The following is a 12,360-nucleotide window of genomic DNA, read 5'->3' as shown; positions in this document are numbered from 1 at the left end:
AGTTTTTTTCTGCCTGAATGAAGAAAAATGCGGTCGAAAATTAAGACTAAAGGAGCATTGCATAAAAAATATGCAGGACTTTATGACGGACTTTTGTCGAAAAAGAAGGAAAATATAGAGAAATAAAGAATACATACGGGAAAGCGGTTTTCAAAATTATAGAAATATTATGGGGGGAATCATCTATGAGGAGAAAGACATTCACGGCGGCCGCGATGGCGGCGGTTATCGGTCTGAGTTCCTTTACCCTGTGGGGCTTTTCAACAGCTCCGCCCGAGGATACATATGTACCGGAAAAAACAGGTTATGTATCCGACCGTCAGGGTTCATCATTCGATCTCGGGATCGCCAATGATGAAAAGATTATCGATATGCTGAAGAAAGAAGGGAAGATCCCGAAAAAGGCAAGCCGTGCGGATGCAGATAAAGCACTGCAGAAATATCTGAAGGCACGGGGTGAAGGCGCAAAGAAGGAGACAAAGGACAAGCTGCCGAAAGGGATCAGTTTTAATGATGCAAATGAGACTGTAAAAGATAACGGGCTGACCTCGGGTAAGGGGAACAAGCTGGGTCAGGCAAAGAAAAATAAGGTTGATCCGATCTCTAAGGAAAATTATGATGGACCGGTACGTACCGATAAGGCCCTTGTTCTGGCCATTGACTATCCGGATAACCCGAAGAGCACGATTGATCCGTCGGAAACCGATATGTATTATCCGGAATATCCTCTCGACCATTTCCAGAATATGATCTTCGGTAAAGACGGCTATACAGGACCGAACGGTGAAAAGCTGGTCTCGATGCGCCAGTTCTATGAACAGCAGTCGGGCGGAAGCTATTCGGTGAAAGGGACGGTAGCTGGCTGGTATACAGCCGATCATCCGGCGGCCTACTATGGTGGCAATGATCCGGCAACGGGCAGCGATGCACGTCCGCGCGAACTGATTTACGAGGCACTGACTAAAGCGGCACAGGATCCAAACATTGACCTCAGTGATTATGATGTCTGGGATCGTGACGATTATGACGGTGATGGCGTGCACGCAGAACCGGATGGCATTATTGACCATCTGATGGTCATTCACTCAGGCGTGGGTGAAGAAGCCGGCGGCGGAAAACTCGGTGCCGACGCGATCTGGTCGCATCGCTGGGTACTGGTCAATGACCAGGGCTACCTTCTGCCGATCCCCGGTGCACATTCGGACAGTGACCGGTTCGGCGGCTACCTGGTCGCCTATGACTATACCGTTGAGCCTGAAGATGGTGCAGCCGGTGTATTCTCTCATGAATACGGCCACGATTTAGGCCTGCCTGATGAATATGATACGATCTACTCCGGAGCCGGCGAACCGATTGAATACTGGTCGATCATGTCGGCAGGAAGCTGGGCCGGCAAAATCCCCGGTGCTGAGCCGACCGGATTCAGCCCGTATGCCAAACAGATGCTGCAAAACCTGCACGGCGGCAACTGGCTGAGCGGGAAAACGGTTAATGCCAGTGATATCACAGACAAGGGAACGGCAATCCTTCTGGATGAGGCAGCGACTAAGGGGACGAATAGTGATGCCGTTCGGGTCGACCTGCCGGATAAAGAAACAATTGTCAATACTCCGGCGAGCGGCCAGTATGAATACTTCAGCGGCAGCGGAGACAATCTCAATAACTCAATGACGAAGACCGTTGATCTGACAGGTGCAACAAGTGCGCAACTGACGTTCAAAACCTGGTATGATATTGAACCGGACTGGGATTACGCATCAGTTAAAGTAAACGGGAAATCGATACCGGGCAGCATCACAACGACCAGTGATCCCAATCAGCAGAATCCGGGGAACGGCATAACCGGGACCTCCGGCGGATGGGTCGATGCGACCTTCGACCTTTCAGCCTACGCCGGTCAGAAAATTGAACTGAGCTTCAATTACTGGTCTGATGTCGCGGTTTCCTATCCCGGCTTCTATGTGGATGATATTGCAGTGACTGCGGACGGCAGCCCGGTTGTGACCGACGGTGCGGAAGGAGAACCGGCTTTTGCCCTTGACGGATTCAAGAAGGATGAAGGTAAATTCTACTCGAATCAGTATTATCTGCTTGAATGGCGCACGCACAGTGGTGTCGATGCCGGACTGGGTCACATTCGCCGCGGGGCCAGCCTGATGAGCTATGATCCGGGTCTCTTGATCTGGTATGTCGATGATGCTTACAGCGAAAACTGGACCGGCGTTCATCCCGGTGAGGGCTATCTGGGCCTGGTTGATGCCGATCAGCGTGTAAACCGCTGGAGCGACGGCGCATTAGGCGGCACACGCTATCAGATGAATGACGCCGCGTTCAGCCTGGAAAAATCGAGTAAGATGTTCCTCGATTACACCGCAATTGACGGCTCGACGCTTAAGGATAACTTTACGAAACGCGATCCACTGTTCGACGATAGTGCCGACTTTACAGGTTCGGTTCTTCCGGACGCCGGGCGCAATATCCCGACTTTCGGACTGAAAGCACGCGTCATTGGACAGAGCAATGACGGAACGGTGGGTAAAATCCTGCTGTATAAATAAGGCTTATATGCAATGAAAAAGAGCGAAGAGACAGATCACCGTCTCTTCGCTTTTTATTATATTTTCATGAAGGAGAAATTTTTACGAAAAAAAGACGGAATCCGGTTAGCTATAGGCTGGTGCAGTCAAAATTCTTATCCGGTAACAATTCATCGCTGCTTTTCCAAGCTGGTCGAGCAGGTTGTTGTTGACGTAGGCTCCGACAGCGGCACCGATACCGGGCACGAGCTGCATCATTTTGGCAAAGTCAATATAATCCCGGTATTCCATTTGAAATTCTGTCCAGTCCATATCATGAAATTCATTTTTACGGCTGTCCCATGTTTCAATGATTTTCATCGTTTCGCGGCGTACGTGATCGCTGGAAAAGGCCAGCCTGAAAATCTGCAGGAGGAAGATCCGTTCTTCATATTTACTGGTGTCAAACCCGTAAACGGCAGCTGCGTCAAAAAGGAATTTGATTTTAATCGACAAAAGGAGCGGGAAGTCAGCAAGACCCAATAAGAGCCCCCGGCGCCTGTTCCGGCACCTTCGATGATGGCCGTTTTCCGATAGGTTTCCATTTTTTCCTTCACGCGCTGGTCTTTTTCTTCAAGAGTCAGTCCGTACGACTGATTTTTCTTTGTCGTAAAGTGGGAACCGGTCAGAGTTGCCCGGACCATATTTTTAATGGCGACAGTGATCGCATTCTGGACTTTTTCCGGAATGTAACTGTTCATTTTTGTCTGCACTTTTTTCGACACCCGGCTGAGCAATCCGGATCGCTTTAAAATCTGTCGCTTCCAGTCCTCAATTTCCTTCCAGGCTTTTAATTCATACTCATTCATCAACAGTCCCCCCTGGATTTTCCCCTGGTGATATAGATATACTACCATTATCTGTCTTTTCTGACTGTCGCATACCCTATTCGTCATGCACTTTTTAGACGAAGCGGGGATCACTCTGACTGTGAAAAAAACTTGCCAGTCGGCAAGTTTTTCTGAGATCTCATGGGTTCCGGTCCGGTTCAGAGAATGACAGTTATCTGTTTATCGACCGGTAAGCTGTGGCAGCTGCAGATATCCGACGTGCCCCGGATTCTGTGAGCTGACCATGAGATACGTATATCCATGAAGATTCTGCTGAAGCTGCAGACCGGTTGCTTCTCCTCCGCCGGGGACAGAGACGATTCGAGACAATTTCTTCGTATCGATGTTGTAAGCCCAGGCGAAGTTGTTGCTGTGCATCGAACTGTCTTCAGCGATGAAAAGGGTGCGCATGCTGCCCGAATAAACGATATTGTCCGGATTGGCAATTTTATCAACGTTTGCTGTATTACCGTTTTCATCAGCAGCCGCAAGATCTTCTCCCATAACCAGTCCATCGATCGATCCGGCAACGTAATTGCTGTCGATTTGATGGCTTTCGCTGTCCTTCTGCCCTTTTGTCAAACTGAGTTCATAAACACCTCCGGCGGAAATTTTATCTACATGGATATCGTCAACCGGATCGGTGTTACCCTGAAGCATTCCTTTTTCGATATAAGACATCGCCATATAGACTTTGTTGTCTGTCTTGTTATATTCAACAGCTTCCATTTTATTAAATTCTGAAGTTGCCCCTTTGATCGCGCCGTATCTTCTGGATTCAAGAAAAGCGGCGGCTTTTTCCATGCCTGGTCTGACTTTCAGATATTCGGTTTTACCGCCGCTGCTGCTTGTGCGTACGGGGGTGAATCCATCGGCGGGAACACTGCTCGTTTCAAAAATGTCGCTGAATGTAAGGCTCTGAGCGAGTTCTTTGATTTCTTTATCAGCAGCATGTCCCAGCTTAATCCATTTTAAGTTTGCTGCGCCGCCATCCTTTGCATCGGTCTGGATCCATTTTGCAGCATAAAGCGTACCGGCGGAGAGATCTTTGGCCTGATCAGCAATGTACATGAACATCATCGTGTAGCCACCGTCATCACCGATGTAAACGGTGCGGTTGTCCGGCATTACTGTGGTCCGCTCGAACGACAGCCGCCCCATGCTGTAGTGCTTGATTGCTGTCGCTTCGCCCTTTGCATTCACGGTAATTTCAGGAAGATGGCCGTAGAGATAAGGATTCCCGATTTTTTGCGGATCATTGTAATAGTTGCGGGCAAATTGTGTAACCGCTGAGTTGTCCGGATTCCGTTCATGAGCCGGGCATCCGGTTCATATTCTTCCGCACCGAGGTGGGTATTCCACGGAGACAGAATGCCGGCACAGGGGGTCCAGATACCACCATCGGCTGAAAAGTCAACCGGCGTGATATCGGTAACGGTCAATTTCCCGGTTTTTTTGTCCTGTTCCACCCGGTTCAGATAGACAGCGTTGGGCAGACGTCCTTTTTCCCTGTTACTGGGAATACTTTCAAAGTGGTTGATCAGGTAAAGCTTACCGGCGACTTTCATCAGTGAGTTGCTGTCAGGCGCTGTGGAGATGAAGCGTCTGCCTGAGTCGTCTGTGATGACGTGTCCCTCGGCATCCACCGTTGTTCCGGTTATCTTTCCGTTAATCACATCTCCGGGTTTGAATAGAAGATTGTACGATAAATCAACCGTACGCTGATGGCCGTTCGGATCAGTCACCCTGATTGAGGCATCGGAGTACATCAGGTCATTACGTTCCGCATCTGTCTGTGGCGCGGCCATTCCGACAAATTCGACATCCTTTACTTTTTTGTGATATCCGGGCTGTGCATAGACACTGCCCGCAGCAGGAATCAGCAGAGCCAGACTGAGTACTGAGGCGACAAGTTTTTTCATGATTTACCCCTTTTCTATGATTTATGCTACATAAAAAAGTATAAGATTGATATTTTTATGAACAATGAATCTATTGTAAAAGTTTTCATATATTTATCTCGAAATCTGACAAAAGAAGCAGGTCAATGGGCCTCTTACATCTGCGTGACATGGGAAATGTGAAGCGGGCGGTTTAATCAAGTAAACGATTCATCATCTTCATCAGATCACAGCTCATCCGCGCAGGCGGATGCCCAACCGAATGCAAACCTGCAGCATAGACTATTACAAAATAGTTGGGCAGGTGTTTATAAAAAGATGAATGCATTTCCGCAACAGCATCACACAGGAGAAGAAATTCCGGTATGGCCGATTGAAGGGGAAGTTGCACGTGAACAGCCGCAGGTTTTTCTTGTGCCGCCGGAAGCCATTCAAAATGAAATAAGAAGAGGGCGACGGGGTCATTTTTATCGCACGAGACTGGAAAGCTATGGACGCATGATGACGATTCAGCTGCTGTCCGTTAATCCATCGACTGGTATGGTTCAAATGAATGTTTTTCTGCCGGGACAGCGTCGCTGGGTTTCTCATCAGGAACACTACACGGATATGTCCGGTCTCACTTATCTCGGTCCGACTCCTCCGCCCGGCGTTCCGTGGCCCGGCCGTCCCCCGCGTCCGCCGGGACCGCCACGTCCCTGGTGGTGCCCGCAGTTCCCGTGGCATCCGGCATGCAGATAAAGAATAACACGATGTTCCATAGAATTTTTAGTGTGTAAAAAACTGCCTCCCGGTATATTCGGGAGGCAGCTTTTCTGATTACGGGAATGTGCAACATGTGACAGACATTCAGATTTCTTTATAAATATCGATTTTTTCAATCTCAGAAATCATGCTGTATGCGGTTAAACGGTGCTGACCGTCATAGAGCCCGAGCTCCTTATTGACAATAAGCGGCGGAAGATGACCGCCTTCACGGATGTATTCAACCATTTGTTTTACATTATCCGTGTGATATCCATCATAATTTTCCGGGTGCTTTTTCCATTCCTCGTACGTCATCAGATTTTTTCCGTTACTGCTGAAAGAGCATGGGGCATCATACAGATCTTTCTTATCTACTCTGGTCAGGGCAAACTGATGATCTTCCGTTCCAAATGAATCGTTTTCAATATCACTGTACTTACTACAGATTTCTTTCCCGTTCAGGATCTCTGTCATATGCAACCCCTTCTTTTAAAATTCACCACGTCGCGGATTCGGAGGCGTCTATTCCTGTCTATTGTAACTTTAATTTAATATAGATTGAGCCATATTGCAAAGGAAAGAAGGATCAGGGCGTAAAAGTAATTGCATCTATTAGCGGGCTTATCGTTGACATGATGGACTCTTTTGGTAAACTGAATGATAAACATGACGAAAAGAAGGGATCTCTGTGTCATTAGAAGATGTTAAAGCCTATTTCCGACCATTCAACCGTGATAAGGATATTATAGAACTCCAGCTCTCCAGTGCAACCGTTGACCTTGCTGCCGAACATCTGCATGTCGAGCCGGAACGCATTGCGAAGACACTGGCCTTTCGTGGTGAAAATAAGGAAGGCGCCATGCTGGTCGTAACGGCAGGTGATGCGCGGATTGATAATAAAAAATTCCGTAAAACTTTTGGCTTTAAAGCGCACATGCTTTCTGCGGATGAAACGCTGGATCTTGTCGGACATGCCATTGGCGGTGTCTGCCCGTTTGCTGTAAAACATGACTGGCCGGTCTATATGGATGAGTCGCTCAAAAGGTTTAAAACCGTTTTTCCGGCATGCGGAAGCAGTAATTCTGCTATTGAACTGACTATAGATGAGCTTTATTCATATGGAAAGGGAAAGCCTGGGTTGACGTCTGCAAGGACTGGCCGGAAGTGGAGAAAGAAGGATGATCCCGGTTGTTACACGAAAAAATGACCCGCTTTGTGTTTTTGCCCGGCGGTTGCGGACGTTGCGCAGAAAACAGGCCCGGCATCGCTGCCCGGTGGCTCAATAAATGAGTAGACGGAGGAATTCCGGTTAATTCAGGAAAAAGAATACAAGCGAGTTTCAGTAGACGGAGGAATTCCGGTTAACTTAGTAAAAAGGATATAAGCGAGTTTCAATAGACGGAGAAATTCCGCCTATTGACTCAAGAAACATGAAAATGAGAGATTATTCATTGTCTAATCGGAAAAATTCCGCTTATGATACGCTGAAACCCGTTTGATTCTGCATTTAAGCGATAAATCTCCGCTTATTAAGCAGAAAATAAAGATCCTGTCGATTGTCTGGTTCGTGCGGCTGGTGTGATCCATCCTGATCTAAATGTCACCCATGATGGACAGGATCAGCCCTTTAATTCAGACTATGGAAGGCACGAGATTTCTGCCGGAAATTTCCATTAAATCGCGAAGAACCGCCTGCAGATGCAGACGGCTTTTTATTACTCTGAAAAAAAATTGCCGCAGCGCATTTGAAAAATGATAAAAGAAACTTCGATCAGTGGGGCTTTCGGGCGCACAGGACGCCCTCGTTTTTATCCGTTGTCATCTCCCGTCAGTTTGAGCCCCACCCGGTCCTGCTTGTATCCCCGCATGACCCTGAGGGGATACGGCCCGTTCATGCAGGAAAAATCTTTCAGCCCAACAAATTTCGTGTTATGATGTTATGATGTATATCAGGTCACAGGCACGAACGTGTACGTTGGTGATTAAGAAATAAGAGAAGAGTGAAATAATGGATTCAACTGTAAATAAAAATGTGGGTTCCGGTACTGAATATCGAATCGCACCGATTATTCTTGTTCTTGCTTCCGGAGCATTCATTACCATTTTAAATCAAACCCTGCTTGTGACGGCACTGCCAAGCATTATGCGTGAAATGAATCTGACACCGAATCTTGTGCAATGGCTTCAGACTGTTTTTCTGCTCGTGAACGGGATCATGATTCCGATCTCCGCGTTTCTTGAAGAACGATTTACGACGCGTATGTTGTTTCTTGGCGCGATGACGGCTTTTGCGGCGGGGACGCTGGTGTGTGCTGTGGCACCGGGATTTATCCCGCTGGTTATCGGGCGGATTATCCAGGCGGCAGGGGCCGGCGTCATGATGCCACTGATGATGACCGTTATGTTTATTCTTTTTCCGGTTAATCGGCGCGGCACAGCGATGGGCATTTTCGGCCTTGTCATCGGCTTTGCCCCGGCTATTGGACCGACATTGTCCGGCTGGCTGGTGAATCATTACCCCTGGCGGGTGCTTTTCTATGTTGTACTGCCCGTCGCACTGATCGATCTGATTTTAGCCTATTTTGTGCTGAAGAATGTAACGAAACTGAGCTATCCGAAAATGGATGTGCTCTCCATTGTCCTGTCGACAATTGGTTTCGGGGGACTGCTTTATGGCTCAAGCGTTGCCGGCAGTATAGGCTGGACACATCCGCAAGTCCTGCTGACCCTGCTAAGCGGCACGGTTGCACTGATCGTGTTTATCCGGCGACAGTTCCGGCTGAAACAACCGATACTTGAATTCCGCGTATTTAAATATTCCGTTTTCACCCTGACGACGGCGATCGGGATGCTGAGCTTTGCGGTATTCATTTCAGGAACGACTATTTTACCCATCTTTATGCAGACGATGCTTGGCTTTTCGCCATTAAAATCAGGATTGATGCTGCTCCCGGTGCACTGGTCATGGGCATCATGTCACCGGTCACCGGCCGTATTTTTGATAAAATCGGTGCGCGCGGACTGACCATCACCGGTCTTTGTATTCTTCTGGTCATGACCCTGCTGATGAGCAGGATGGACCAGCATACGACGTTTACGTATCTGGCCGTAATCAATGCGATCCGGATGTTTGCTCTTTCCATGGTTCTGATGCCCACCACCACGGCGGGACTGAATCAGCTGCCTGCCAGACTGATTCCGCATGGTACAGCGATGAATAATACGATGCGTCAGGTTGCCGGTTCCATTGGGACAGCCGTCTTATTTACTGTTATGGCGGCGGCAACGCTCAATCCGGCCAGGTTCGGGGTTGCCGGTATGATACACGGCGTGGATATTGCGTTTCTCACAGCTTCTGTTTTTTGCCTGGCTGCGCTGATCCTATCCTTTTTTGTACGGAGACCGGATTCCAGTATATCCGGGTAAAAATCCGATGTTTAAGTCGCCTGTCCCGAAAAGCGGGATGGGATTTTTTGTTCAATCAATTTCCATTGATTTTTTAAACTGTATCTATTATAATTACACTAATCTTCTAAAAGAGGAATCCAGAACATGAATAGTGAGTTTACCATTGCGGTTCATTGTCTGATTCTGCTGGCAAGTGCGCCTGATCATCTCTGGAACAGTGAATCATTGTCCCGGAAAGTGCACACACATCCGGCCAGAATTCGAAAGATTATGAGTATCCTGCGTAAAAGAAGACTCGTATCAACCAAGGAAGGTCTGGGCGGGGGTTATCGGCTGGACTGTGATCCTGGTACGTGTACGCTTGCGCGGATTTACAGATCAACCTCATGCGCCGCACTCAAACTCAGCTGGTGTTCATCCGGTTGTATGGATGACCCGGATACGTCCGGCATTCAGCAGGTGATGAATCAGGCCTTTTCCGGGGCGGAGCAGATTCTGGAAAACTATCTGGAGCAATGGACGCTGGAAAATCTGTTAGAACAAGTGAGAAAGATACGGAACGGTTCCTCTGATCGATCCGGGCAGGAATTTGTTCCTTCCGGATCAGTACAGGTGAATCCGATCATTCAAAAAAACAAGATCGGTGGTGAAGTATGATGCAGCAGAAAGCAGCATGGAAAAAAGGCGACTGGGTGAAGGGAAGAACTGTGAATGGTGAATTAATGCATGGCTATGTCGTTGACTTTGACAATCATGAAGGCACAGTGAAGGTTCATGTCGTTGCATGCGATCGTGAATCTACTGTGGGTCGGGTTGTTGAGACGCTGAACTACCTGGTCAGACCTTTTCCGGTTTTACCATTTAACAGTCAGCAGATCCGTAGTATGGCCGATATTGCTCTGATCACTTCCGACCGTGATTGGTTCATGGATCTCTCATCACAGCTGGTCCGATTGAAAGATGATACACGTGACGGACATCGGTCGCATTCGGACTCCTGGTACTGGTCAGCACAGAGGTAGTCTTCCCTTTTATATAATGTCATGTACGAAAACGCGCAGGCTATTTCGTCTGCGCTTTTCATATGATTGGAAAACGAAACGAATACGATAATGAGTAAAATTCTTTTCATCACAGAAAATAAATGAGAGAATATTTGATGTGGAAAAACTGACCAAGTGAAACTTCAATCAGCAGGTTTTTTCGGGCGCACAGGATGCGCTCGTTTTTAGCCTGCCTCACTTCCCCGCTGATTGTTCGTTGAACCCATCGGGCTGTTGCGGGCAGTACCCGGGGCCTGTTCGTTTCCCCCTCATGACTTTGAGGTGGGGGTCTTACTGCCCGTTCATGCGGGAATAAAGAAAACCCTGCGAAACGCTGTTGCGCTTCGCTGCTTTTTTCTGTCTGAAAAATAGGAAGAGGAGCTTTTGATACTTATGATGCAAACCACCCAAGCGAAAGAGAATCAGGACATAAAAAGAGGACCCATTACGTTTGCCCTGATTATTGGCGCCTTTGTCGCCATTTTAAATGAAACTTTTTTAAATATTGCGCTTGCAGATCTGATGGATAGCTTTCAGGTTTCTGAAACTACGATTCAGTGGCTGGCAACTGCCTACATGCTGGTTATCGGTATTCTGATGCCCGTTTCAGCGCTGCTTACCGGGTGGTTTACCACCCGTCAGATGTTCCTCGGTGCGATGGGATTGTTCCTGTCCGGGACAGTGATCTGTGCCGTTGCTCCTGGATTCGGTATACTGCTTCTGGGACGGGTCATCCAGGCTGCCGGTGCAGGACTTTTAATGCCGACGATGATGAACACCATTCTTTACATCTATCCGCCTGATAGAAGAGGCGCGGCGATGGGACTGATCGGTCTTGTGATTATGTTCGCCCCCGCACTGGGTCCGACCCTGTCCGGACTGATTATTTCTGTTCTCTCATGGCGCTGGCTCTTTATTCTTGTCATTCCGCTCGCTCTTTTTTCGATTATTTTTGCCTGCTTTTATCTCAAGAATGTTTCTCAAGTGACAAAACCAAAGGTCGAAGTCATTTCTATCGTGCTTTCAACGGTAGGGGTCGGCGGCCTGGTTTATGGTATGGGCTCGGGTGCAGAGGGCGGATGGATCGGCCTCGCCCTGCTCGTTGCAGGTGTCATCTCGCTGGGGCTCTTTATCTGGAGACAACTGGTCATTGATGAACCGGTCCTTAATCTGCGGGTGTTTAAATACCCTATGTATGCCCTCTCTATGATTGTTCTGATTCTGCTATTAATGACCCTGTTTGCGACGATGATCCTGCTTCCTCTGTATATGCAGAAAGTGCTGCTTCTGACTTCGCTCAGCGCCGGACTGACTCTGCTCCCTGGCGGCTTGATTAATGGACTTTTGTCACCTGTCATGGGGCGCTTATTTGACAAACTGGGTCCGAGATGGCTGGTTATTCCAGGCCTTCTTTTGATGAATGTCATTGTTCTGCTGTTCACCAGACTGACGACGTCCGTCAGCCAGATTTATCTCATCGTTTTATATGGTTTGCTGATGATCAGTATGGCCATGGTCATGATGCCGATATCAACCACCGGCTCAATCAGCTGCCGAAAAAGTTATACTCGCACGGGACGGCAATCATGAATACTCTGCAGCAGGTTGCCGGAGGAATTGGTACGGCCCTGTTTGTCGGGATCATGGTTTCCGGTCAGAAGGATTATCTGAGTCATGCTCCCAATGCCGGTGCACCGGGGCAGCTGCTCCGGGCGATGGTGTTCGGGATGAACCGTGCCTTCCTGATTGCCCTGATTTTTGCCGTCGTTTCCCTGATTCTGAGTCTCTTTCTGAAACGATCATATGCCGAGAAGGAGCCGCTGCAGGAACAATAAGTTAATTTAATAGGGATGCA

7 protein-coding genes and 4 pseudogenes are annotated in these 12,360 nt (G+C 48.2%); 7 read left to right on the top strand and 4 right to left on the bottom strand.

Annotated elements, in window-relative coordinates:
• The first annotated feature begins 185 nt into the window (after positions 1-185).
• Entirely contained in the window at positions 186-2,558 is a 2,373-nt protein-coding gene (locus ABNN70_RS02050) for an immune inhibitor A domain-containing protein (RefSeq protein WP_353948592.1), read from the top strand.
• 105 nt (positions 2,559-2,663) lie between these two features.
• Here ABNN70_RS02050 and ABNN70_RS02045 read toward each other — a convergent pair.
• The 3 genes and pseudogenes from ABNN70_RS02045 to ABNN70_RS02035 form a co-directional block, all read right to left on the bottom strand.
• Positions 2,664-3,385: pseudogene (locus ABNN70_RS02045) on the bottom strand (EcsC family protein).
• 201 nt (positions 3,386-3,586) lie between these two features.
• Positions 3,587-4,609, bottom strand: coding sequence for an alkaline phosphatase PhoX (locus ABNN70_RS02040; RefSeq protein ID WP_353948591.1), 1,023 nt, complete (start codon positions 4,607-4,609; stop codon positions 3,587-3,589).
• Complete coding sequence (locus tag ABNN70_RS02035) at positions 4,606-5,328, bottom strand: hypothetical protein (protein ID WP_353948590.1); 723 nt, start codon at positions 5,326-5,328, stop codon at positions 4,606-4,608. Before ABNN70_RS02035 ends, ABNN70_RS02040 begins: the two co-directional genes overlap by 4 nt.
• Before the next feature lie 297 nt (positions 5,329-5,625).
• Here ABNN70_RS02035 and ABNN70_RS02030 point away from each other — a divergent pair, with 297 nt between their 5' ends.
• On the top strand, positions 5,626-6,048 hold the full coding sequence (locus tag ABNN70_RS02030; RefSeq protein WP_129929356.1) for a hypothetical protein: 423 nt from the start codon (positions 5,626-5,628) through the stop codon (positions 6,046-6,048).
• 108 nt (positions 6,049-6,156) lie between these two features.
• Here the strand turns inward: ABNN70_RS02030 and ABNN70_RS02025 are convergent, their stop codons facing one another.
• The gene (locus ABNN70_RS02025) at positions 6,157-6,528 is read right to left on the bottom strand and encodes a ParB N-terminal domain-containing protein (RefSeq protein ID WP_129929357.1); all 372 of its coding nucleotides are present in this window, start codon (positions 6,526-6,528) and stop codon (positions 6,157-6,159) included.
• 214 nt (positions 6,529-6,742) lie between these two features.
• Between ABNN70_RS02025 and ABNN70_RS02020 the strand changes: the two are divergent.
• From ABNN70_RS02020 to ABNN70_RS02000, 5 genes and pseudogenes are all read left to right on the top strand, one after another.
• A pseudogene (locus ABNN70_RS02020) lies at positions 6,743-7,236 on the top strand (YbaK/EbsC family protein).
• 826 nt (positions 7,237-8,062) lie between these two features.
• Positions 8,063-9,480: pseudogene (locus ABNN70_RS02015) on the top strand (MDR family MFS transporter).
• 126 nt (positions 9,481-9,606) lie between these two features.
• Entirely contained in the window at positions 9,607-10,119 is a 513-nt protein-coding gene (locus ABNN70_RS02010) for an Rrf2 family transcriptional regulator (protein ID WP_129929360.1), read from the top strand.
• Positions 10,119-10,484, top strand: coding sequence for a hypothetical protein (locus ABNN70_RS02005; protein WP_129929361.1), 366 nt, complete (start codon positions 10,119-10,121; stop codon positions 10,482-10,484). Before ABNN70_RS02010 ends, ABNN70_RS02005 begins: the two co-directional genes overlap by 1 nt.
• Positions 10,485-10,901: 417 nt before the next feature.
• Positions 10,902-12,340: pseudogene (locus ABNN70_RS02000) on the top strand (MDR family MFS transporter).
• The last annotated feature ends 20 nt before the right edge of the window (positions 12,341-12,360 follow it).

The sequence above is a fragment of the Sporolactobacillus sp. Y61 genome (genome assembly GCF_040529185.1).
GTDB lineage: Bacteria > Bacillota > Bacilli > Bacillales > Sporolactobacillaceae > Sporolactobacillus.
Note: the sequence above shows the minus strand (reverse complement) of the source record. Positions and strands in the feature narration are given on the sequence as shown.

What these genes read in the sequence shown, in the direction of transcription:
- ABNN70_RS02010 (WP_129929360.1), top strand. Translation starts at nt 9,607, where the DNA reads ATGAATAGTGAGTTTACCATTGCGGTTCATTGTCTGATTCTGCTGGCA.
- ABNN70_RS02025 (WP_129929357.1), bottom strand. Translation starts at nt 6,528, where the DNA reads ATGACAGAGATCCTGAACGGGAAAGAAATCTGTAGTAAGTACAGTGAT.
- ABNN70_RS02035 (WP_353948590.1), bottom strand. Translation starts at nt 5,328, where the DNA reads ATGAAAAAACTTGTCGCCTCAGTACTCAGTCTGGCTCTGCTGATTCCT.
- ABNN70_RS02005 (WP_129929361.1), top strand. Translation starts at nt 10,119, where the DNA reads ATGCAGCAGAAAGCAGCATGGAAAAAAGGCGACTGGGTGAAGGGAAGA.
- ABNN70_RS02050 (WP_353948592.1), top strand. Translation starts at nt 186, where the DNA reads ATGAGGAGAAAGACATTCACGGCGGCCGCGATGGCGGCGGTTATCGGT.
- ABNN70_RS02030 (WP_129929356.1), top strand. Translation starts at nt 5,626, where the DNA reads ATGAATGCATTTCCGCAACAGCATCACACAGGAGAAGAAATTCCGGTA.